At 72.0% G+C, this 22,577-nt stretch carries 21 protein-coding genes; 14 read left to right on the top strand and 7 right to left on the bottom strand.

Annotated elements, in window-relative coordinates; genetic code table 11:
* The first annotated feature begins 220 nt into the window (after nucleotides 1–220).
* The 7 genes from ABD932_RS17155 to ABD932_RS17125 all read left to right on the top strand — a co-directional run bounded on the left by ABD932_RS17155 (nucleotide 221) and on the right by ABD932_RS17125 (nucleotide 8,196).
* Entirely contained in the window at nucleotides 221–2,287 is a 2,067-nt protein-coding gene (locus ABD932_RS17155; protein ID WP_345013513.1) for an FtsX-like permease family protein, read from the top strand.
* A 50-nt stretch (nucleotides 2,288–2,337) separates the two neighbouring features.
* Entirely contained in the window at nucleotides 2,338–3,042 is a 705-nt protein-coding gene (locus ABD932_RS17150) for a response regulator (protein ID WP_345013511.1), read from the top strand.
* A gap of 123 nt (nucleotides 3,043–3,165) precedes the next feature.
* Nucleotides 3,166–3,990, top strand: a complete 825-nt coding sequence (locus tag ABD932_RS17145; RefSeq protein WP_345013509.1) for a hypothetical protein — start codon at nucleotides 3,166–3,168, stop codon at nucleotides 3,988–3,990.
* A 140-nt stretch (nucleotides 3,991–4,130) separates the two neighbouring features.
* Entirely contained in the window at nucleotides 4,131–4,940 is an 810-nt protein-coding gene (locus ABD932_RS17140; RefSeq protein ID WP_345013507.1) for an SAM-dependent methyltransferase, read from the top strand.
* Nucleotides 4,941–5,018: 78 nt separating this feature from the next.
* Nucleotides 5,019–6,422, top strand: a complete 1,404-nt coding sequence (locus tag ABD932_RS17135) for a glutamine synthetase family protein (RefSeq protein ID WP_345013505.1) — start codon at nucleotides 5,019–5,021, stop codon at nucleotides 6,420–6,422.
* A gap of 1 nt (nucleotide 6,423) precedes the next feature.
* Nucleotides 6,424–7,626: an amidohydrolase family protein gene (locus tag ABD932_RS17130; protein ID WP_345013503.1), complete on the top strand. Its 1,203-nt coding sequence runs from the start codon at nucleotides 6,424–6,426 to the stop codon at nucleotides 7,624–7,626.
* A 42-nt stretch (nucleotides 7,627–7,668) separates the two neighbouring features.
* The gene (locus tag ABD932_RS17125) at nucleotides 7,669–8,196 is read left to right on the top strand and encodes an NUDIX hydrolase family protein (protein WP_345014447.1); all 528 of its coding nucleotides are present in this window, start codon (nucleotides 7,669–7,671) and stop codon (nucleotides 8,194–8,196) included.
* A 134-nt stretch (nucleotides 8,197–8,330) separates the two neighbouring features.
* On the opposite strand, the gene ABD932_RS17120 is transcribed toward ABD932_RS17125, so the two are convergent.
* On the bottom strand, nucleotides 8,331–8,921 hold the full coding sequence (locus ABD932_RS17120) for a TetR/AcrR family transcriptional regulator (protein WP_345013500.1): 591 nt from the start codon (nucleotides 8,919–8,921) through the stop codon (nucleotides 8,331–8,333).
* Nucleotides 8,922–9,024: 103 nt separating this feature from the next.
* Here ABD932_RS17120 and ABD932_RS17115 point away from each other — a divergent pair, with 103 nt between their 5' ends.
* From ABD932_RS17115 to ABD932_RS17105, 3 genes are read left to right on the top strand one after another with little or no spacing between them, the layout of a single operon-like run.
* Nucleotides 9,025–9,456, top strand: a complete 432-nt coding sequence (locus tag ABD932_RS17115) for a tautomerase family protein (RefSeq protein ID WP_345013498.1) — start codon at nucleotides 9,025–9,027, stop codon at nucleotides 9,454–9,456.
* Entirely contained in the window at nucleotides 9,449–10,459 is a 1,011-nt protein-coding gene (locus ABD932_RS17110; protein WP_345013496.1) for a zinc-dependent alcohol dehydrogenase, read from the top strand. Before ABD932_RS17115 ends, ABD932_RS17110 begins: the two co-directional genes overlap by 8 nt.
* 12 nt (nucleotides 10,460–10,471) lie before the next feature.
* On the top strand, nucleotides 10,472–11,137 hold the full coding sequence (locus ABD932_RS17105; protein WP_345013494.1) for a PaaI family thioesterase: 666 nt from the start codon (nucleotides 10,472–10,474) through the stop codon (nucleotides 11,135–11,137).
* A gap of 13 nt (nucleotides 11,138–11,150) precedes the next feature.
* On the opposite strand, the gene ABD932_RS17100 is transcribed toward ABD932_RS17105, so the two are convergent.
* Nucleotides 11,151–11,459, bottom strand: coding sequence for an RraA family protein (locus ABD932_RS17100; RefSeq protein WP_345013492.1), 309 nt, complete (start codon nucleotides 11,457–11,459; stop codon nucleotides 11,151–11,153).
* Here ABD932_RS17100 and ABD932_RS17095 point away from each other — a divergent pair.
* Complete coding sequence (locus ABD932_RS17095; protein WP_345013490.1) at nucleotides 11,425–12,369, top strand: hypothetical protein; 945 nt, start codon at nucleotides 11,425–11,427, stop codon at nucleotides 12,367–12,369. The genes ABD932_RS17100 and ABD932_RS17095 overlap by 35 nt on opposite strands.
* 39 nt (nucleotides 12,370–12,408) lie before the next feature.
* On the opposite strand, the gene ABD932_RS17090 is transcribed toward ABD932_RS17095, so the two are convergent.
* Genes ABD932_RS17090 through ABD932_RS17080 form a run of 3 tightly spaced genes read right to left on the bottom strand, consistent with a single transcriptional unit; the run spans nucleotide 12,409 to nucleotide 15,283 of the window.
* A complete protein-coding gene (locus tag ABD932_RS17090; protein ID WP_345013488.1) occupies nucleotides 12,409–12,660 on the bottom strand; it encodes an FCD domain-containing protein in 252 nt (83 codons plus the stop codon).
* A gap of 47 nt (nucleotides 12,661–12,707) precedes the next feature.
* Nucleotides 12,708–14,450 carry an ATP-binding cassette domain-containing protein gene (locus ABD932_RS17085; RefSeq protein WP_345013485.1) on the bottom strand — a complete coding sequence of 581 codons (1,743 nt, stop codon included), beginning with the start codon at nucleotides 14,448–14,450 and terminating at the stop codon, nucleotides 12,708–12,710.
* A gap of 2 nt (nucleotides 14,451–14,452) precedes the next feature.
* Nucleotides 14,453–15,283: a P-loop NTPase family protein gene (locus ABD932_RS17080; RefSeq protein WP_345013483.1), complete on the bottom strand. Its 831-nt coding sequence runs from the start codon at nucleotides 15,281–15,283 to the stop codon at nucleotides 14,453–14,455.
* Between the two features lie 698 nt (nucleotides 15,284–15,981).
* On the opposite strand from ABD932_RS17080, the gene ABD932_RS17075 reads away from it, so the two are divergent.
* Nucleotides 15,982–16,626 carry a class I SAM-dependent DNA methyltransferase gene (locus ABD932_RS17075; RefSeq protein WP_345014445.1) on the top strand — a complete coding sequence of 215 codons (645 nt, stop codon included), beginning with the start codon at nucleotides 15,982–15,984 and terminating at the stop codon, nucleotides 16,624–16,626.
* A gap of 21 nt (nucleotides 16,627–16,647) precedes the next feature.
* Nucleotides 16,648–18,525 carry an ATP-binding SpoIIE family protein phosphatase gene (locus tag ABD932_RS17070; RefSeq protein WP_345013481.1) on the top strand — a complete coding sequence of 626 codons (1,878 nt, stop codon included), beginning with the start codon at nucleotides 16,648–16,650 and terminating at the stop codon, nucleotides 18,523–18,525.
* Nucleotides 18,526–18,583: 58 nt separating this feature from the next.
* Here ABD932_RS17070 and ABD932_RS17065 read toward each other — a convergent pair whose 3' ends face one another.
* Nucleotides 18,584–19,366: a polysaccharide lyase family 7 protein gene (locus ABD932_RS17065; protein WP_345013479.1), complete on the bottom strand. Its 783-nt coding sequence runs from the start codon at nucleotides 19,364–19,366 to the stop codon at nucleotides 18,584–18,586.
* A gap of 230 nt (nucleotides 19,367–19,596) precedes the next feature.
* Between ABD932_RS17065 and ABD932_RS17060 the strand changes: the two genes are divergently transcribed.
* Nucleotides 19,597–21,597, top strand: coding sequence for a serine/threonine-protein kinase (locus ABD932_RS17060; protein ID WP_345013477.1), 2,001 nt, complete (start codon nucleotides 19,597–19,599; stop codon nucleotides 21,595–21,597).
* Between the two features lie 87 nt (nucleotides 21,598–21,684).
* On the opposite strand, the gene ABD932_RS17055 is transcribed toward ABD932_RS17060, so the two are convergent.
* Nucleotides 21,685–22,473, bottom strand: a complete 789-nt coding sequence (locus ABD932_RS17055) for an FHA domain-containing protein (protein WP_345013475.1) — start codon at nucleotides 22,471–22,473, stop codon at nucleotides 21,685–21,687.
* Nucleotides 22,474–22,577: the final 104 nt, after the last annotated feature.

Genomic DNA, 22,577 nt, shown 5'->3' with positions numbered 1-22,577 from the left:
AGCCAGCTCACGGCCACCCGACCGCGCCAACCACAGCCAGTACACGGCCACCCGACCGCGCGAACGACACCCAGTCCGCGGTCCCCCGACCGCGCCAAACCGCAGCCGATCCACGGCCACCCGTCCCCGCCGACCACACCTAGTCCACAGGCACCCGCCCCCACCAGCCACAGCCGATCCACGGTCCCCCGACCGCACAGCCACTCCCGGAGACCCGCCCATGCGTTCCCCCGTCCTGCCCCTGACCTGGTACCTCGCCCGGTCCTCCGGCCGCCGTGGTCTGCAGAGCCAGCTGCTCGCGGCCGGTGCCGCCGCCGTCGGCGCGTTCGTGATGCTGGTGATGATCGCCGCCACCCTCGGCTCGGACGTCCGCTCCGACCGCACTGCCTGGCGCACCCCGGACGCCGTGTCGGCCGAGCAGGCCACCGCCGTCCAGGCGCTCGCCACGACGTACGTCCGCCACGAACCCGTCAGTGTCGTGTCGCTGGCCCAGCTGCCCGGCCGCAAGGCGACCCCGGCCCCGCCCGGGCTGAGGGCCTTCCCGAAGAAGGGCGAGGTGTACGTCTCCCCCGCCCTGGCCGAGCTGATGCGGAAGCTGCCGGCCGGTCAACTGGCCGACCGCTTCCCGAAGGTGACGTCGTACGGGACGATCGACGCCGCCGGGCTCGCCTCCCCGGACGAGCTCGTCGCCGTGGTAGGGCGGGCTCCCGGTGACCCAGCCGTTTCGAAGGCCGCGGCGGGCGGTGCCACCTGGTTCGACCTGGGGCAGGCGGCGCGCGCCGGCATCTCCGGGTTCGCCGGGGGCAAGGCGAGCATGTTCACCTCCATGGACCAGGGCGGTGCGCTGCTGGGCGTGGTGCTGCTGGCGATGCCCGTCGTCGTGCTCTCCTCCGCCGCCGGGCGGCTCGGCGCGGCCCGGCGCGAACAGCGGCTCGCCGCACTGCGGTTGGCAGGGGCGACCCCGCGGCAGATCCTCGCCATGACCGGCGTCGAGGCCGCGGCCGTCGGCGCGGCCGGAGCGCTGACGGGAGCGCTCGCCTACGTGGCGCTGCTGCCCGCGCTGGCCGAGGTGCCGTTCGGCATCGGGGCCTGGTACCCGAGCCAGCTGTGGGTCGGTCTGCCCTGGCTCGCGGCGGTGGTGGCAGGGGTCACCGCGCTCCTCACCGTCAGCGCGGTGACGATGCTGCGGCAGGTGGCGACCTCGCCGCTGGGGGTCGCCCAGCAGGCGAACCCGCGCCGCACCCGCTGGATCAGGCTCGCGCTGTTCGCGGCGGCGCTGCTCGTCATCATGCAGTTCTCCGGGGGCGGCATGTCGAACCGCCAGGCACTCGCTCTCCTCCTGCTCTTCTACGGCACGTTCTGGCTGTTCGGACCGTGGGTCGTGGACCGGCTGGGCAGGCTCGCGGGCCGCTTCGCACGCCGCCCCGCCACCCTGCTGGCCGCGCGCCGGCTCAGCGACGACCCGCGCGGCGCCTGGCGCACCGTCAGCGGTCTGGTGCTCGCCGGGTTCGCGGCCGGGTTCTTCGCGGTCAGCCAACTGGGCGCCGAGACCTCGCAGTACCGGGACCAGATCGCCATCGCCACCTCGACCCCGGCCCACGCCCGGCACACCGCCACCGAGGCCCGCACGCTGCTCGACCGCGAGGGCGTCACCGCCACGGTCACGGTCGGCAAGAAGGACGACTACGACAATCTGCTGGGCGGCGAGCCGGGCGTGATCGTCCATGTCTCCGAAGGATCCGGGGCAGCCGAAGGATCCGCGGCAACCGGCGGATCCGGGGCAGCCGACGACTCCGCGCGGATCGACTCCGCCGTCACCGCCGTCACCCCCGCCGCCTCGGGAACGCCGCTGTACACCCAGGACTACGCGCAGGCCAACGACCGCACGGCCATCGCCCGCTTCTCCGACGTCAGTACCGCCACCCTGGCGCTGAGCTTCCTGGTCGCGACCGCTTCCGCCGGTCTGACCGCCGCCGCGAACGTCCTGGACAGGCGCCGGGTGTACGGGCTGCTGCGGCTGGCCGGAACACCGCTGAAGGTGCTGGACCGGGCCCGGATCCGCGAAACGGTCCTCCCGCTGGTCGTGCTGGCGGGCGGCACCACGGCGATGGGTGTCTACGGCTCCTACCGGCTCAATCAGGCCTTGGACGCCTCGATCAACACCGCCGGCGCCCTGCAACTGGCCGCCTGTGTGGTCGTCGGCGCGCTGGCCGTGTTCGCGGCGATCAGCGGCAGCAGACCGCTGCTGCGCAAGGTCACGGCCGACCCCGCGCAGACGGCGGACTGACCGTGGACCGCAGTCACCCGGGGGCCGCTTCCCTGCGGCATGATCGAGCCATGACCACCCCACCCCCGTCCGGGGCGCCCATCCGCGTCCTCATCGCCGACGACCAGGAGATGGTCCGCACCGGCTTCCGCTTCTTCCTCAACGCCCAGCCCGACATCACCGTCGTCGCCGAGGCCGCCGACGGCGAGGAGGCGGTGGCGCTGGCCCGGCAGGAGCGGCCGGACGTCTGTCTGCTGGACATCCGGATGCCGAAGCTGGACGGGCTGGAGGCGACCCGGCTGCTGGCGGGGCCCGGCGTGGCCGATCCGATGCGGGTGGTCGTGGTGACCACGTTCGACCTCGACGAGTACGTGTACGGGGCGCTGCGCGGCGGTGCGTGCGGGTTCCTGCTGAAGGACTCGGGGCCCACGCTCCTCGCGGAGGCGGTCCGCGCCGCCGCGGCCGGCGACTCACTGGTCTCCCCGTCGATCACGGTCCGCCTGCTCAAGCACGTCACCGCCCCGGAGGCCGAGCCCGCACCCGCCGCCCCCGCGAAGTCCGCGCCGCTCACGGAGCCGCTCACCGACCGCGAACTCGACGTCGTCCGCCTGGTCGCCCTCGGCCGTACGAACGCCGAGATCGCCGCCGAGCTGTATGTCTCCCTGTCCACGGTCAAGACGCACCTGTCCAGCGTCCAGCTCAAGCTGGCGGCCCGGAACCGCGTCGAGATCGCGGCCTGGGCCTGGCAGAACGGGCACGCGCAGCCCGGCGCGTGACCCAGGCTCCGAGGCACCGGCGCTCCGGGCGGGGCTCACTCGAACGGTCCGGCGCCGCTGGTGGGCCGTCGGCCGCGGTGGTGCGCTGAGGGACACGCGCCACGTTCTCAGGAGGCACTCCCGATGACCCGTCGTACGTCCCGGCTCGCCCGCGTTCTCTCCTCGGCCCTGGCGGCGGGCGCGCTGCTGACCACGGCCGCCTGCTCGGACAACGGCGACAAGGACGAGTCACGGGACTCGGGCGTCACCGCGTCCCCCGCCGCCAGGAAGCAGCCGACCCCCTCGCCGACGGCCACCCTCACCGAGGCCGGCGCGCAGACCGCGCTGATCACCGCGGCGGACATCGAGGACGACTGGACGCAGGTGAAGGACACGGAGGCCGAGAACTGGCACGACTCCCTGCTCATCGGCACGGTCGACGTCTCGGACTTCCTCACCGCCAAGGCCGACGCCGCCGACTGCCAGCGGCTCATGGACTCGCTCTACCACGACGACCTGCTGGGCAAGCCATCGGGAGCGAACGCGCTGCGCGGCTTCACGCAGGACGACTCGCGTCTGCTGTACCAGGTCGCCTCCTACGACCGGAGCGACCCGCAGGACTCCTTGAACTGGATGGCGAAGCTGCCGGACGAGTGCGACCAGTTCACGATGACCGAGGGCGGCGAGGAGCGCACCGTGCAGGTCATCGAGACCTCGCTGCCGAATGTGGGCGACGCCCGGCAGGGCCTGCGCGTGACGGTGCAGGGCACGACCGACGGCGAGGAGGCCACGCTCACCCTGGACGTCGCCGCGGTACGCGTCGGCAACGACGCGATCACCGTCACGGCGGGCGGCCTCGACGGGAACGAGCACGACTCCGTCGAGCAGGCGGTGAAGCTGGGCACCCAGCGCCTCAAGGACGTCCTGGCCGGGAAGTCGCCGGCCGCGACGCCCAGCGAGATCGAGTGACGGATCCGCGGCAGCCCTCCCGCCGCACGCCAACAGCCGCAATTGCTCTGCCGATTCCCGGGACACCGTGATCAACGGAGCGGCACAATGGCGGCGATGGCCGGTTTCGGTCGTGCGTGCGTGCGAGGAGAGGACAAGTCGTGAGCGATGGCCACACCCCGTCGGGCGGGTCGGCGAAGCTGAACACCGGTGTGGCGCACAACGCGCGCGTGTGGAACTACTGGATCGGCGGCAAGGACAACTACGAGGTCGACCAGCAGGTCGGCGAGCATGTCGCCGGGATGTTCCCGATCATCCGGGACATCGCCCGCGCGGACCGCGACTTCCTCGGCCGGGCGGTGCGCTTCGTGGCCGAGGAGCGGGGCGTACGGCAGTTCCTGGACATCGGCACCGGGCTGCCGACGGCGGAGAACACCCACGAGATCGCCCAGCGTGTCGCGCCCGACTCGCGGATCGTGTACGTCGACAACGACCCGATCGTGCTCGTGCACGCCCGCACCCTGCTCACCGGCACCCGCGAGGGCGTCACCGCCTACATCGACGCCGATGTGCACGATCCGGACGCCATCGTCGAACGCGCCGGGCAGACGCTGGACTTCACCGAGCCGGTCGCGGTGATGATGCTGGGCATCCTCAACTTCGTCCTGGACTACGACAAGGCCCGCGAGATCGTTCGGCGTGTCCTGGCCGCGGTCCCCTCCGGCAGCCTCCTGGTGCTGACGCACCCGACCTTCGGCTCCGAGCTCGGCGGCGAGGGCCAGATCCCGGCGATGAAGTTCTGGAACGAGAACGCCACACCGCCGATCACGGCCCGCAGCGGCGCCGACATCGCCGCGTTCTTCGAGGGTCTGGAGCTGCTGGAGCCGGGCCTGGTGTCCTGCTCGCAGTGGCGCGCCCCCGACTCTCCCGCTCCGGTGCCGCAGTACGGCGCGGTGGCCGTGAAACCCTGACGCCCAGCAGGGACCGCACGACCCGGACCGGCACGGACAGCACCGGCACGGCCCGGCCGAGCTCGTCGAGGAGACCGTATGACCACCCTTGCCGACCCCGTACCGGGAGGGCGTCCCGGTGACGTCGAGCGGGCCACCGCGCTGAGCGGGGACCTGTCGGGGCGGGGCGTGCACGGGATCGTCCTGGCCTACGTCGACACGGCGGGCGTCGGCCGGGTGAAGACGGTCCCGACGGCGAAGCTCGCCTCGGCGGCGGCCTGGGGTGTCGGCATGTCGCCGGTGTTCGACACGTTCCTCGCGAACGACTCCACCGTCACCACCGACGTCCTGGGCTCCCCGGACGGCGACCTGCGTCTCTATCCCGACCTGGACCACCTGGTGGAGCTGGCCGGGCAGCCCGGCTGGGCGTGGGCGCCGGTCGACCGGATCACCCAGGAGGGCGAGCGGCATCCCGGGTGCGGCCGTACCTTCCTGCGGCGGACGGTCCAGGAGGCCGCCGAGCGGTACGGGATCACCTTCAGGGCGAGCATCGAGATCGAGTGGGCCGTCGCCCAACCACCCGGTGCCGACGGCGCGTTCGTGCCGGCGGTCACGGGACCGGCGTACGGCGCCACCCGCCAGGTCGAGTTGAGCGACTGCACCGCGGATCTGCTGGCGGCGCTCGCCCGGCAGGGTGTGGAGGTCGACCAGCTCCATCCCGAGTACGCGGCCGGGCAGTTCGAGCTGTCGGTGAGCGCGCTCGACCCGGTGGCGGCGGCCGACCGCAGCGTGCTGGTGCGGCAGACGATCCGCGCGGTGGCACAGCGCCACGGGCTCGCGGTGTCCTTCACCCCGGCGGTCCTCGCGCAGGGCGTCGGCAACGGCGGCCATGTCCACCTCTCCGCGTGGCGCGACGGCGTCAATCTGCACGCGGGCGGTGCCCGCCGCCACGGCATGCGGCCCGAGGCCGAGTCCTTCGCGGCCGGCATCCTCACCCACCTCCCCGCCCTCACGGCGGTGACGGCGCCGAGTCCGGCCAGCTATCTGCGGCTCAAACCCTCGCAGTGGGCAGGGGTGTTCACCGCATGGGGCCGGGAGACACGGGAGGCGGGCCTGCGCGTCGTCACCGGCACGGCGGGCCACCGCGACCAGGCGGCCAACCTGGAGATCAAGCCGGTGGACCTGGCCGCCAACCCGTACCTCGCCCTGGGCTGCCTGATCGCCGCCGGGCTGGACGGACTGACGTCGGGCGCGCGGTTGCCCGAGGAGATCACCGGCGATCCGGCGCATCTCGCTGCGCAGGTCGCGGCAGCCAGGAGCGTCCGCCGGCTACCGGTCTCGCTGCGTGAGGCCGTCCGACACTTCCGTGCGGACGAGCCGTTGCGGGCCGCGCTGGGCCCGGTCCTCACCGACGCCGTGATCGCCGTACGAGAAGGCGAGCTCGATGCCGTCGCCGGGCTGAACGACGATCAAGTGGCCGCGGCGTACCGCTGGAAGTACTGACATGAGCGCCACCGGCCCGGTCCACGAGGCGCTCGCGGCACTGCCGCTGGTGGACCATCACTGCCACGGCGTGGTCACCGCCGACCTGGACCGCGACGGCTTCGAGTCCCTGCTCACCGAGGGCGAACCCTGGCCCGGCATCTCACCCTTCGACACCCCGGTCGGCGTGGCCGTGCGCCGCCACTGCGCACCTCTGCTCGATCTGCCGCGCCACGCCCGCGCCGACGCGTACCTGGCCCGGCGCGCGGAACTGGGCGTTCGCGAGGTGAACCGCCGGTTCCTGGCCGCCGCCGGAACCCAGGTGTTCTGCGTCGACACCGGGTACACCCCGCACCGCATCACGACACCCGGCGAACTGACGGAGACCGCCGGCGGGACGGCGTACGAAGTCGTACGGCTGGAAGCGATCGCCGAAGCGGTGGCGGCCGAGGGGGTCGAGCCGGACGGGTACGCCGGCTCCTTCCGCGCGGCCGTCGAGGAGGCCGTACGGCGTCCGGGCGTGGTGGCCGTGAAGTCGGTGGCCGCGTATCGCACGGGCTTCGACCTGGACCCGGCGCGCCCGGCGGACGCGCTCGTCACCGCGGCGGCCCGGCTCTGGATGGCGGAGGGCGGCCGGCTGGCCGACAAGGTCCTGATACGGCACCTGCTGTGGACGGCGGTGGACCTGGGACTCCCCCTCCAGTTGCACACCGGATTCGGCGACAACGACATCCGGCTGCACCGGGTGGACCCCACCCACCTCACGGACTGGCTGCACCTCACCAAGGGCACGATCCCCGTCCTGTTCCTGCACTGCTGGCCGTACCAGCGCCAGGCCGCCTATCTCGCCGCGGTGTTCGAGCAGGTCTACCTGGACGTGGGCCTCACCCTGCACCACGTCGGCCCCGCCCGGTCCCGGGCGATCCTGGCGGAGGCCCTGGAGATCACCCCGTTCCGCAAGCTGCTGTACAGCTCGGACGCGTATGGTCTGGCGGAGTTCTACCGGCTCGGCGCACTGGCGTTCCGCCAGGGCCTGGGCGAGCTGCTCCAGGACCGGGTGGACGCCGACGAACTGAGCCTGCCGGACGCGCTGCGGATCGCGGCGTGGACGGCCGGCGACAATGCCCGCCGCCTCTACGGACTGCCCGCCACCGAACCCGCCCCTTCCCCCACTCCCTCTGCCGCTCCCGCTCCCGCCCCCGAATCCCGTCAGCCCCGCGACTGAGCGTTCGCAATTCCCGGAAAGTATGATCAAGCAATGTCTGACATGACCGAAACCACGCCCGGCTGGCTGTCCCCCGACGAGCTGGAGATGGCCCGCGCGCGCATGCCGATCCTGTACGTCGAGGCCGTGCCGGTGCGCGTCGACGACAGCGGCGAGGTCACCAGCATCGGCCTGCTGCTGCGCATCGGAGCTGACGGAACGGTCAGCCGGACGCTGGTCTCCGGCCGTGTGCTGCACCACGAGCGCGTCCGTGACGCCCTGCTGCGCCACCTGGAGAAGGACCTCGGCCCGATGGCGCTTCCCCGCGTACCGACCTCGCTGCAGCCGTTCACCGTCGCGGAGTACTTCCCGACGCAGGGCATCACGGCGTATCACGACCCGCGCCAGCACGCGGTCTCCCTCGCCTACGTCGTCCCGGTCACCGGCGACTGCCGGCCCCGCCAGGACGCCCTCGACCTGGTCTGGTTCAGCCCGCAGGAGGCACTGTCCCCGGCGGTGCAGAGCGAGATGCCGGGCGGGCACGGGGTTCTGCTGAGGCAGGCGCTGGCACATGTGGGCGTGGTGATCTGACCCTCGGAGCGGGACGCGCGACATGTCCGCCGTAACGGCCGGCGCCGGGGATCTACGAGGGTCTCCGGTGCGGGCCTACAGCACGGCGGGACGCTCCGCACAGCGGTGAGCGCGCCCCCCGCGAGCCCTCCCCGTCAGTCCGGGCGGCCCACCGCACCCACAATCAACGCCTCGAGCTGCTGCGCGACCCGGTCCAGGGGCCGCATGCTGCGCTCGGCGCGGCTCATGGCGATCGCGCCCTCGACGGACGCCACGATCAGGGCCGCCAGCCCTGGGGCCTGCTCGGGGTCGGCCCCGTGCGCGCACAGCGTCTCGACGAGCAGCCGCTCCCACTCCTGGAAGGCCTCGGCGGCGGCGACCAGGGCCGGCGGGAGCTCGTCGGCCGGAGGCTCCTCGACGGAGACCGCCAGCACGGGGCAGCCGGCGCGGAAGTCGCTCTCGACGACGATGCCGCGCCACAGGGCCAGGAAGGCGCGCAGCCCGGCGATCGGGCCGGCGTCCAATTCCTTCCGCAGGATCCCCGCGACCGCCGTACCCGCGTACCGCACCGCCTCGGTGGCCAGCTGCTGCTTGCCCTCGGGGAAGTAGTGGTACGTCGAGCCGAGCGGCGCCTCGGCGTGCTTGGCGACCTCCCGGATGCTCGCGGCGTTCAGGCCGCGCCTGCTGATCAGGTCGGCCGCTCCGGCCACGATGCGGTCACGCGACGGCGCGCTGGATTTGGCCAAGACCGTAACTCCCCTCTGACTATAACACCTGTAATACTCTAGCCTGAGCTTCTCTTATAACGACTGTTATAGACGTGTCCAGTGCACGAGGGGAGACTTCGTCATGCCGATGATCCGGCTCACCGTCCCGTCAGGTTCCCTGACCGAAGAGAGCCGCAGGACCGTCCAGCGGGACCTCGCCGCCGCACTGCTGCGCTGGGAGGGCGCGCCCGACACCGAGTTCTTCCGCGCCCAGGCGTGGAGCTACCTCGTCGAGCTGCCCGAGGGGGCGCAGACCACCGCCGAGGACGACGCGCCCCGCTTCCTGGTCGAGGTGACGGTCCCGCAGGGCGCGCTGTCCGAGCGGCGCAAGGCCGGCCTGGTCGACGAGGCGACCCAGACGGTGCTCGACGCGGCCGGGCTCGACCGCGCCGACGCCCTGCGGGTGTGGGTGCTGATCCACGAGCAGGCCGACGGCACCTGGGGCGCGGGAGGGTCGGTCATCCGGTACGCCGACCTCGTGGCCCTGGCGAAGGGGCAGCAGGCCGATGCGTGAACTGACCTACGTCGCCCGGCACACGGTCGAATGGCGTGAGGCGCCCGACCCCGCACTCCGGTCGGACCAGGAGGCGATCGTCGCCCCGGTCGCCGCGACCTCCTGCGACGTCGACTCGGCGATCCTGGCGGGGCACGGCTTCATCGAGCCGCCGTTCGCCCTCGGTCACGAGTGCGTGGCCCGGGTCGTGGAGACCGGCGACGCCGTCACGACCGTGGCTCCGGGCGATCTGGTCGTGGTCCCCTGGTCCGTCAACTGCGGATCCTGCGACCACTGTCGCGCCGGACTGACCGCGCACTGCACGGCCGTACCGCACATGGCGATGTACGGCGCACCGATCGGCGGCAACTGGGGCGGGCTCTTCTCCGACCTGGTCCGGGTGCCGTGGGCGGACGCCATGCTGGTGCCGCTGCCCGGCGATCTGGACCCGGTCGCCATGGCGTCGGCCAGTGACAACTGGTCGCTGTCCTGGCGTCTGGTGGCGCCCCACCTCAAGCAGCGGCCCGGAGCCCGGGTCCTGGTCGTCGCCCGCGGCAGCATCGGCCTGTACGTGTGCGACATCGCCCGCGCGCTCGGCGCCTCCGAGGTGCTGTACGTCGATCCCGACCCCGCGCACCGTGAGCTCGCCCGCGGCTTCGGCGCCGCCACCGCCGAGGCGCTGGAGCCCGTCCGGCACGGCTTCGACATCGCCGTCGAGGCCACGGGGCGCGTCGAGCAGCTCGCCCTGGCCGTCAAGTCCCTTGCCCCGGAAGGCATGTGCGAGTCGGCGGGCAACCACTTCCGTCCCGGCGAGCTGCCGCTGCTCGACATGTACCTCACCGGCGTCACCCTGCGCATCGCCCGGGACAACGTCCGGGGCCACATCCCCGACGCCCTCGAACTCGCCCGCTCCGGCAAGGTCGACCCCCGGCGGGTCGTCTCCCACGTCATCGACTGGGAGCAACTCCCCGACGCCCTGCCCGAGAAGCACCTCAAGCCCGTCTTCGTCCGCACGGACGGCTGACCGAGAAACACGATGAACGCACCACTCACCGAACCCTCGTCGACGACCACCGAGGACCTGGGCCACCAGCGTGCGGCGATCGCCGCACTGGGCCACGAACTGCGCGCCCTGGTCGACGCCACCGTACGCACCGCCGCCCCGGCCGAGGCCCTCCACCGCATGACGGACGAAGTCCGGCGGCTCACCGGGCGGTTGACCGGCCGACGGCGACTGCGCGCGGAGATCCCGGCCGTGGACGTGTTCCCCGGCGGGGTGCGGATGTACAGCCCCGTCACCGGCCCCGGCAGCCCCCTCGCCCCGCCCATGCGGGTGACGCCGGACGGCGACGGGGTCGTCGGCCACTGCACCCTGGGCATCGCCCACGAGGGCCCGCCGGGTTATGTCCACGGCGGCATGAGCGCCATGCTGCTGGACGAACTGATGGGCTGGGCCTGCTACGGGGCCGGAACCCCTGCCATGACGGTCTCCCTGCGAACGCGGTACCACCAGCCCGTCCCGCTGGAGACCCCGTTGCGGGTCCACGCCCGCGTCACAGGCACGGAGGACCGCAAGATCTTCGTGGCGGGTTCGATCAGCACCGAGCAGGACCGCACCGCCGAACTGGTCACCGCGGACGCCGTCTTCGTCTCACCGGACCCGGATCGCGCCCGCGCGCTGTTCCCGGACGGAGCGCCGTAGACGGCGACGCGTGCTACCTGCTCGACGCCGACGCGGGGAGCAGCACCACCCCGTCCTCGTCGGCGTGCAGGATGTCGCCGGGACGGAAGGTGACGTCACCGAAGGACACCGGGACGTCGACCTCACCCTTGCCGGCCTTGCCGCTCTTGCGCGGGTTGGTGCCGAGGGCCTGTACGCCGACGGGGACGCCGGCCGGCACGGCGGCATCCCGGACCGCACCGAGGATCACCAGACCGGCCCAGCCGTTGTCCCGGGCGCGTCCGGCCATGAGGTCGCCGAGCAGGGCGGTGCGCAGGGAGGCGCCGCCGTCGACGACGATCACGGCCCCCATCCGGAAGGGCACCCAGGCCTGGCAGGAGATCGAGGCGCCGGGCGGCACCCGTTTCCCCTGGCACCCGGAGTCGACGTACGTCCGGCGCCCTCCGCACCTGACGAACCTGTCCGCCCACCCGCCGGCCGAGGTGAGGATCGACCGCGCCAGGATCCTGCTCCGGCTCGGCGACAACGTCACCACCGACCACATCTCCCCCGCCGGCGCCATCCCCGCCGCCGGCGCGGCCGGGCAGTGGCTCGCCGAACGCGGGGTCGCCCGCCGCGATCTCAACCAGTACTCCACGCGCCGCAGCAACCACGAGGTGATGCTGCGCGGCGCCTTCACCAACGCCGCCGTCACCAACCTGCTGCTCGACGAAGCACCGCCGGGGCCCGGCGGCCACGCGTACACCGCCGACGGCACCCACATCCTGCCCGTCCACCAGGCCGCGCCCACCTACCGGGAAGCGGGCTACGACCTGGTCGTGGTCGCCGGGCGCAACTACGGGGCGAGCTCCAGCCGCGACTGGGCGGCCAAGGCCCAGGCCCTGCTGGGGGTGCGCGCGGTCATCGCCGGGTCGTACGAACGCATCCACCGCAGCAACCTCATCGGCAGGGCGTGCTGCCCCTGGAGTTCACCGAGGGAGACGACGCGTCGTCCCACCCCTTCACCGGCGAGCAGGAGCTCTCCTTCGAGGGTTCGACAGCCTGACCGTCGGCACCAACCGCGTCGTCCTGCGCCTGCGGGCGGCGACGGGCGGCCAGGAGACCGTGGAACTGCGGCTGCGGATCTTCTCCCGGCAGGAGCTGGCCTATCTCCGGCACCGCGGCATCCTGCCGTACGTCGTCCGCCGCGCCCTCTCCTCGTCGCCATGAGCCGCACCGACCCGGACCGAGTCCGCTATACGTCAACCGGTTAACCGGTTGACGTATAGCGGGCTCCCCCGCCGCCCCCGCCTTCACCCTCCGCCGAGCCGTGCCCGCAGCCGCTTCGTCGCCGAGTCCATGTGGGCGTGCATGGCCGTCCGCGCGGCCCGGGGGTTCTTGGCCCGTACGGCCTTCAGCACGGCCTCGTGCTCATCGAGGCGCCCCTCCCCCGGCTTGCGGATGTTCTGCCGGATCCACACGGCCGTCCGCCACCAGGGCGAGGAGATCAACCTGCTGATCCGGCCCGAGGACTGCCTGCTGTACCCGGCAACGGCCTGATCCACACGGTCACTTCGAGCCGCAGCCCCGCCCTGACCCGCTGCCGAAGGGGTCAGGGCACCGGGGGTGCGTCCAGCTTGTCCTGGACCTCAGCCGCGCGCGGACGAGGTTCTCGCAGCGGCTCATGTCGCACCGGCTCATGGACCGTCAGCCTGCCGTCGTCGATGCGCCAGAGCACATCCGCGCGCGCGGCGAACTTGGGCTCGTCGGTGACGTAGATGACCGTGCCCGGATACCGCTCCAGCAGACGTTCCATCAGGTCGGACCCGAGCGCCTCCTCATGTCTGACCTCGTCCATCAGCAGAACCCGGGGCCCGCTGCGCAGCGCCCGCACCATCGCCACCTGGTAGCGCACGGCCATGGAAAGGCCGTGCCCGTTCTCACCCACCCGGGTGCGCAGACCGTGGGGCAGCAGCTCGGCCAGCGCCTCGATGTGCTCCTTGTCCGCCCCCTCGGCCCCGCCCGGTGGTGTGCCGTGCCGTAGGTTCTCGCGCACGCTGCCGCGGAGCAACGGCAGTTCGGGGCTGGTCAGCCTGATCATCCGCCGTACGGACTCGGGGTCGTGCCGGGCCAGGTCCTGGCCGTCGAGGAGTACGGCTCCGGCGTCCGGCTCCTGCAGCCGCGCGATCAGGCGCAGCAGCAGTGACTTTCCCGAGCCCGTGGGTCCCTGCAGCACGATCCGCTGCCCGGGCCGCGCGACGGCCGACGCCTCCAGGACACCGTCCACGCGCAGCCCCGCGAGTTCCAGACTTCCGGGCCCGTTCGCGAGCGGCTCGGCTCCGCGCGGTCCGACCAGCGGCGTCGGCGCTGCGAGGACCTCGGCGATGCGCCGCCGGGCGACGCGCGACTGCTGCCAGTGCTCCTGCACCCGGACCAGCGAGGAAAGGGGCCGGCCGAGGAAGTTCGCCACCGTCAGCATCGAGGCGAGGGCCTCCCAGGTGGTGCCCGCCATCAGGCCCACGGTGACCACGATCAACAGGATCCCGATGCCGCACGCCTCGGCCGTCGCCGACATCGCTCCGGTGAGACGGGCTTGGCGCACCACGGCGCGACCGTAGTCACGGCTGTGCCGCCGCATGACCCGGCGTTCCTGCGCGACCCGGCCGAGGGACTGTATGACGGCGGTGTGGGTGACCCGTTCGTTGATGAAGGCGGCGAGCCTGCCGTTGTACCGTCTGGTCTCGCGTACGCGTTCGCGCAGCCGCCGCCCGAACAGCGCGACGGCGGCCGCGGCGAGGAGGACCAGCACCGCCGACAGCGCGCCGATCCCCGGCGCGATGACGGCCAGGACGACGAGCGCGCAGGCCACGAACACCCCGTCGACCAGGATCGGTGCCACCCCCTTGCTGATCCACAGCCGGAGGGCGGAGGCATCACCGGTGAAGCGGAGGACGGTCACGCCGACCCTGCGCCGGTACGGTCCCCCCGCCTCGCTCCCGGCGACGTGGTCGAAGAGACGCATCCTGACGCTGTGCACATAGCTCTGCGCCAGCCGTTCCGCGAGGGGTTCGCCCACCGCCTTGAGCAGCACGGTCGCACCGGCCGACGTGACAAGTCCGACGGCCAGTGCGGTGGGCGCGTACCCGGCGACGTGCGTGTAGATGGCGCTGCGGTCGTGGCCGGCCTCGATCTCCCCGCCGTGGGTGACGCGGTACGCCGCGCCGTGCACGAGGAGGGCGAAGCCGACCACGCAGACCGCCTGCCCGAAACCGGCGAGCACCAACAGCAGCATCAGCCGGCGCCGCACACCGCCGAGCGTGTGCGGCATCCGGACGCGCCGCCGTCGTCCCGCCACGGTCACGCCACTGTTTCGGCCGTAAGGGGACCGCTGTAGTCCGTCAGCCGGCTGCACTCCTGCGGCAGCCCGCTGTGGTCCGTCAGCCTGCTGCCGTCCTCCGGACGCGCGTTGCCGTCTCCTGCGACGCCCCCGCCTGCGACGGCGCCCGCGAGGAGCCGTTCGGCGACGGCCGGATCGGACAGGGCAGCAGATCCGTACGCGGGGATGTCCGCGCCGGCCACCGCTTCGGCCATGGCCAGCGGAGACGACGTCAGCACCCCGCTCAGCGCCATGACGGGAAGTCCCACCTCGCGCAGCAGCCGTACGCCCGCCACCGCGCTGACCGATTCGGCGGCCGCGAACACGATGACGTCCACGCCGGTACGGAACTCCGGTGTCCGCATCAGCGCCGCCGTCTCCTGTTGCAGGAGGCCGTCCGCGATCTCCAGCACGATGGCGTCCGCCTGGTGACTCGTCAGATCGGTGATCGCGCCGCGCAGAATGCGGGTCACCTGCGGCATCGGCAGTTGGTACGTGGTGGGGAAGCCCAGGTCGGTGAAGTCGATGACCCGGGACGCGCCCGCGTCGGCCATCAACGTCGGATCGCCGGGCGCACCCGTGCCGGTCACCTTTGCCGCGCCGACCCGCCGTCCGGCCAGGCCGAGGCCGCGGATGAGGGCGGCGGCCACGGTCGTCTTGCCCGAGTTCATCGACGTGCCGAGTACGGCGATGGTGCGCGGGCGGGGAGCGAGGGCGGGCACCACGGGCCGGGCCAGACGGGCGAGGTTGATGACGTCGCCGTGCTCGTCGGTCACCAGGCCCAGTGGCTCCAACTGGGTGGGGGTTTTCATTCTGGAGTGGGAGGACACGACCCGTCCCGCTATGCCGCCTCCGGCGACCAGGTCACAGGGTCCGAGGTCGCCGGGCACCTCCGCCTCGAATTGGTCGGGGGCATAGCGAGCCCCATAGGCGACTACGACCGTGTCGCCGACGAACAGCCGATTCCGCTTTCCGTGTACCTGCCCCAGGAATCTGTGCTGGCCGATTTGGGTGACCCGGCACAGCACCAGGTCACCCGCCCGTGGAGGCTCATCCTCCGTTCTCAGCCCCAGTGTTCCGGTGCTTCCGTAGTCCAGCTCAACAAGGCGGCGAGCCGTATAGGAAACCTTCGCCACCTGATTGCCGGAAGAATTGAACCGCACGCTCTGCATGGATTTCTCCTTAGCCCGTGGTCCCGCGGAGCACCAGCATCCGATGCGCTCGCGGAGTGCGCATTCCGATGCGTCATCCGCAGCAATCGGGCACTCCGGACGGGGTACTCCCCGCGCGAGGTGCTGCGAGTTGGGCACCCCCTCGACCGGCCGGAGCTCTTCGACCGACCCCGCGACCTCCCCGTCGACGCGCACCGTACTGTGGCCGCATTCAGGGCAACGGCCGGCCGCCCGATCCCGGCGGCCACCGAGTCTGTATAACTGTGAAAAAATCGCGCATAGGGCTTCAAAGGAGATTCCCCGTGAGCACTCCTGGCGACAAGCTCGGCTACGAGAGCATGCCGCTCGACCGCACCGGCCAGGCCGAGGCATTCGACGCCATCGGCGACCGCTATGACGAGGCCTTCCCGCACAAGGAAGGGCAGGTTGCGTCGGCCGAGTGGCTGATCCGGTCCCTGCCGGGCGAGGCCCGGGTGCTGGACCTGGGGTGCGGCACCGGGATCCCGACCGCGCTCCAGTTGACCGCGGCCGGACTGCGGGTCGTCGGAGTCGACCTGTCGGACGCGATGGTCGCGCTCGCCCGCAAGAACGTGCCCAGCGGGGTGTTCCACCAGGCGGACATCGCGGATCTGCGGCCCGGAGGTTCCCGGGACCTCGGCCGCTTCGACGCGGTGACGGCCTTCTTCTCGCTGCTCATGCTGCCGCGCGCGGAGATACCGCTCGCGCTGCGCACCGTCCACCACCTGCTGCCTCCGGGCGGCCTGTTCGCGCTGTCGATGGTGGAGGCGGACGTGGACGACTTCTCGATCCCGTTCATCGGAAGCACCATCCGGGTCTCCGGCTATCTGCGGGACGAGTTGCGCGAGGTCGTCGAGGCGGCGGGCTTCGAGATCGTCGACGAATCGCTGTACACGTACGCCCCGTCGAGCGCGGATGTCCCGCCGGAGGTACAGATCTTCCTGCGCTGCAGGCGGCGTACCTGAACGACACGGGGAAGGACACGTGTGACGAAGGACCTCGGAGCCGATCGAGGCACCGGCGAGCAGGCGGCCGGCGTGCAGGGAGCTGCTGCTCCGTCGCGCGCGGCGACGCCTCGGCCCGCCTCGGGGGCCTCCGCCGCACGTCCGAGGAGCGAGGGGCCGGACGTCGCCGAGCCGCAGACCGACCGACTCCGGTACCTCGACGCGGCGACCCGGCAGATCGCCCGCGGCATGAACCTCGACGAGACGCTGCACGAACTGTGCCGCGCGGCCGTCCCGGCCTTTGCCGACGCGGCGTTCGTCCATCTGTACGCTCCGCTACCGGTCGGCGACGAGACGGATACCGCGCCCGGCGTGCTGCGGCTGCACACCACGGACCGCGCCCCACCGCGTCGCCCGGCCACGAGTGACTCCGAACCCCCCTCACCGGCCACCGGCCCCGCCCGGGCGGCCGACCTCGTACGCCCGTCCGCGACCGGCCGGCTCACCGAGCTGCTGCGCGCCGGGCGCCCGGCGTTCGCGAACACCCCGCACACCGAATCCGCGGTGGCGGAGCTGCTGGAGACCGGGACCGCACCTCCTGCGGTGCCGCCCGGCCGACGCCTGATCGTGGCCCCGCTGCACGGCCGCAACCACGTCATGGGCAGCGTCGTCCTCCTCCGCGAACCCGACAGGCCGGACTTCACCGAGGACGATCTGCTCGTCGCCTCCCAGCTCGCCACGCACACCGCGCTCGGCATCGACAAGGCGGTGCTGTACGCGCACGAGGCGTCCGTCGCCGACGCGCTGCAGCGCGCGATGCTCCCGCCGTCGCTGCCCGAACCGCCCGGCGTCCTGCTGGCCAGCCGCTATCTGCCGTCCTCACGGACCGCGCAGGTCGGCGGCGACTGGTACGACGCGATCCCGCTCCCCGGCAACCGCGTCGCGCTGGTCATCGGCGACGTCATGGGCCACTCCATGACCTCGGCCGCGATCATGGGCCAGCTGCGCACCATCGTGCAGACCCTGGCCGGGCTCGACCTGCCCCCGGACGAGATCCTGCACCACCTCGACGAACAGGCCGAGCGCCTGGGCAGCGAGCACACGGCGACCTGTCTGTACGCCATGTACGACCCCGTGCTGCACCGGTTGCTGGTGTCCAACGCAGGCCATCTGCCGCCGGTGCTCCTGCACCCCGACGGCGGCACGGAGGTCGTGCGGGTACCGCCCGGTGCACCGATCGGGGTGGGCGGCGGTGGATTCGAGTCCACCGAGATGCACGCGCCGGCCGGAGCGACGCTGCTGCTGTACACCGACGGCCTGGTCGAGTCCCGCGACTCGGACGTGCTGACCGGCGTGGAGCGCCTGCGCGCCCGGCTGCAGGAAACGGCCTCGCGATCCACGCCCCCGTCGCTGGATCTGCTCTGCGACCAGGCCCTCGGCACGCTGGGCTCGGGAGACCGGGACGACGACGTCGCCCTGCTCGCCGCCCGCTTCCAGGGCCTCCTCCCGGAGACCGTCGCGTACTGGTACCTGGCCCCGCGCCCGCAGACCGCTCGCCAGGCCCGCCGGCTGACCCGCAGGACCCTGCACGACTGGGGCCTCGACGCCCTGGCGGAGTCCACCGAGCTCCTGGTCAGCGAGGTGGTCGCCAACGCCGTACGCTTCGCCTCCCGACCGATCGTCCTGCGCCTCCTGCGCACGGACGTCCTGCGCTGCGAGGTGGAGGACGACTCCCCGATCGTCCCGAGAATGCGCCACGCCCGCCTCAGCGACGAGGGCGGCCGGGGCCTGTTCCTGGTCGACCAGTTGGCCCGGCGCTGGGGGGTGACGAGGGTGAGCACCGGGAAAGTGGTGTGGTTCGAACAGGTGATGCCGCCGGTCCAGGACACCGGTTCAGGGGGCACGGCTACTTGGCAGTGATCACGGCCGCCGAGCCGCTCGCCTCTCGCCGGCCGCCTGTGGTGCCTCACCCAGCCCTTCAGGAATGGGTGACCTTGATGCGGGAGATACGGACCTCGCCGTAGTTGTCGTCGGCGCACGGCTCGGAGTTGTCGCAGTTGGCCTGCGTGTAGGCGCCTGCCTTGAAGTAGTTGGTGTCGCCGTCGTGGGAGATCGTGGTCTGCCGCCGGCCGTTGTAGTACACGTCGATCTCCCCGTCCTTCGCCACGAACTTGGCCTCGAACTCGGTGCCCAACTCGTAGTCGTCGGTGACGAGGTGGTGGTGGCGGTCGTCGCCTTCGGTGATGTAGAGGCTGCTGCCTTCGAGGCGGAGAACGGTGACGTCGTCGTCCCCACCGTGAACCTGCGCGCCGACCACGTACGGCCGCTCCTCCGGCAGTGCCATGAACGCCTCCCTGACCACGAGGGTGTGGGTACCGTCCGTGGTGGACCATTCGGCTTCGTCCTCGCCGTCGTCGGTCATCTCCCGGAGTTCGGCGCGCGGGTAGCTGGAGCCTCCGGTCGTCACGCCGTTGACGGCAGCCCGGAATCTCACGGCGGCGCAGTCGCTCTCCACCCGGAACCAGGGATCGGCGGAGAACGTCGCCAGCTCGGGTTGGGTGATCTCGGTGGGGTCCTCGTCGTCGCCGGTGGGCAGGGTGAGCTTCCAGTTCTTCAGGTCGAGGGCCTCGGCGGGATGCGTGCACCGGTCCGCCGCCCGCTCGTTCGGGGTCGGAGCGCCGGCGTGGGCGGACAGCGTGAACGTGACGGTCGAGACCGCCGCCGTGATACCGGCCAGTACGAGGGTCCGCGTTCGGAACATGGAAGGTCTCCTCCTGTCGGGGGTGTTCGCTCGGTGCCGACGCGTACCGTAGGCGCCCCCGCCGGGACCGGTCCCGCAGCCCGCCATCTCGCCACTTCTCCGCATGAGTGCGACTGATGGAGGGTCTGGGTAGAGACTGCATACGGTCCGCCGTACGCAGTAGGTTCGACCTCATACGCGTGGCGGCCCTGGGCCGCGTGCGTTCCGGACTCGACCGAGGGGGAAGATCCGTGCGTTCCGGGGACCAGTTCGCCGACCGCTATGTCCTCAAGGAGGTCATCGGCACAGGGCGAGGCGGCGACGTGTGGCTGGCACACGACACGGTGGTGGGCCAGGACGTCGCGCTGAAACCGGAGCGGACCGACGGCGAGAGCGAGACCGCGGTACGGCGGCTGCTCGGCGAACCGCGCGCCATGGCCAAGTTCCGCGACCACCCGCACGTGGTGACCCTCTTCGACGTCGTGACCGTGCCGCGGGACGCAGCAGGGCCGAAGGACGGGGCTCAGCCGAACGGCGGGGAAGGTCCGAAGGACGGGAAGGGTCCGAAGAGCGGGGCCGGGCCACAGACGTACTGGTTCGTCATGGAGTACGTCCCCGGCGGCGGCCTCGACCGGAAGCCGACGGTCTCCCCCGAGCGGGCGGCCCGCATCGGTGCCCAGCTCGCCGACGCACTGGCCGCGCTGCACGAGGCCGGCATCGTCCACTGCGACGTCAAGCCCGCCAACATCGGTCTCACCCGGCACGGGGCCGCGAAGTTACTGGACTTCGGTGCCGCCTATCGGGTCGGCGGCACCGAGACCATCACCGTCAACGGCCCGTACAGCTTCACCCCGGACTACGCCGCCCCCGAGCTGGCCCGGGGCAACGTCCCCCGGCCCGCCTCGGACGTCTTCTGCCTGGCCACCACCCTGCACGCACTGGTCACCGGCGCGCCACCGCGCGGTGACGCACCCGACGACGACGCCGCCGGTTCCGCCGGGACGGGGGACGACGGGGAGGAAGCCGAGCGGCTGAGGTACTGGAAGGCCGAGCAGGGCGTCGTCGAGCTCGACGCCGCCGCCGTGGGACCCCTGTACCCCGTGCTCACCGCCATGCTCCAACGCGACCCCCGGCAACGCCCCGACGCCGTCGAGGTCAAGCGGCTCCTGGAGGAGGCCGCCGGATCCGACCCGAGAACGCCCGGAAACACGGCCACCACGATCACCGGGCGCCGACGCCGTAGGCCACTGATCGCGGCCGCGCTCGGCATCACCGCCGTACTCGCTCTGGGGCTGGCCCTCATCCCCGACAACGGCGACGACGGGAAGGCCACGCCCACGCCCGGCCAGAACGCGCTGGACGAGAACGCCTCGGACGGCGAGCCGCAGGCGCTGATCGGCGACCCGCACACGGCCGACGTGTGCGACCTGGCCGACCCCGCCGCTCTCGACCAGTTCGGCGCCGGGAAAGTCGAAGTGGACGTGGACTACGGGAACTTCGACCGCTGCGACCTGCTCGTGGGCGTCGACGACAAGACCCGGATCGATGTCTCGATCCGCCTGCGCCGGGGCTCGCCGCCCGAGGGCTCGAAGCCCTCCCGCACCGTCGGGAGGATCGGCATCCGGGAGGAGGAGGCCGAGAGCGACGAGTGCAACCTGCTGCTGACGTCCGACGGCGACACCGAGGGCACGCTGGTCGGGGTCCGCGTCAACATGGGCAAGGGCACTGTGGTCGGCGGCAACGCGACCCTGTGCACGGTAGCCGACAAGGCCGCCACGAGCGCGGCCGAGGTCCTCAACCGGGGTCAGCTGCCCCGCCGTTCACCTGCCTACCCGCGTACGTCGCTGGCCTGGGCGAACGCCTGCGAGCTGCTCGACGCCAAGGCACTCTCCGTCGTCCCCGGCCTCAAGGTGGATGTGCCGGTCGTCGGCGTCGCGGACTGGAGCTGCGAGTGGTCCAGCGACATCGACGAACTGGATGTGGAGGTGGGCTTCTTCCGCGACCAGCCCAAGTCCGCGGAGGACGGCGCCACCGCGGTCAAGCTCAGCGGATACCGCACCGTCGTCGAACAGAACGACGACGGCGACACCTGTTCGGCCTTCGTCGAGTACCGCAGGTACAGCGGCCAGGACGCCGAGACCGCCGCCGAGATGGTGCGCCTGGACGTCCACGGGCAACAGCCGACGGACAAGCTCTGCGCGATGGCCGAGGATCTCGCGGCCTCGGCAGCCGCCGGACTCCGCGCGCGATGACACGAGAGCGGTGACACCAGAGCGGTGGCACGAGAGCGGTGACAGGGAGGCCGGACGGGCTTGGCCTCGAGGCCCGTTGCCGCCTCCTCAGAGCACGGAGTCCGGCCAGTCCGCCTCGTCCTCCATCAGCTCCAGGTCCGGCGGTACGAGGGTCGTCGACTCGACGAGTCCCTTGATCAGGTTCTGCAGCAGACTGTTGTCGACGGGACGGCCCTCGGACTTGTCGTGCAACAGCTGGTACTTGAAGCCGGTGCCGTGCAGCCGACGGCGTACGGCCTCGACACGAAACTCGATCTTGCGCTCGTTCCACTTGCCCTCGGGGCGAAGGTACGCGAGCCGCTCGGCTGCCTGACGGTACGTCAGGGGACGGGGCTCCTCCTCGTACAGCAGGTACCGCTGCCCGAGGACCACCAGCAGCAGCCGTTCGTCGTCGTCCAGCGACCAGGTCTCCGGCCGGACGGTCTCGGCGTGCCGGCGCGACACCGGCCCCTGGTCGTCGTGGCCCGACACATACAGCTCCACCAGGTGCTCACGGTAGCCGGAGCCCTTCACGAACAGCGGGGTGTAGCCGGTGGTGAGCGGGATCGGCTCGGTGGTGAGGTGCATCATCCGGCCGCGCGGCAGCCGGACGAGCTGCTGCCCGGTGTTGCGTAGCCACCAGTGCCCCTGAAGGTACGTCAGCTCGCCGTGCCGTCGGCTCACCCGCAGGTCGTCCACGCCGACCCCCAGGTCCACGTCCGGCTTCTCACCGCGCCCGAAGCGGACCGTCAGTCCGTGGCGGGGCGGGGCGCTGAGCTCTCCGGTGACCGTGCGGGCGTGCAGGGTTCCGGGCGTGGCGGGCGCGACACCACGCGCGAGGCTGGCGGAGAGGGGCATCGCTGGTCTCCTCGGTTCGTGAACTTCTCGGTGCTTCATGGGGCTTCTCGGTCCGACAGGTTCTCGGCGTGCGTCCGAGGTACGGACCAGTCTCCGCCTCCCTT

This window comes from Streptomyces shaanxiensis (assembly GCF_039537145.1).
GTDB lineage: Bacteria > Actinomycetota > Actinomycetes > Streptomycetales > Streptomycetaceae > Streptomyces > Streptomyces shaanxiensis.
This window is presented reverse-complemented; position numbering and strand designations above follow the sequence as displayed.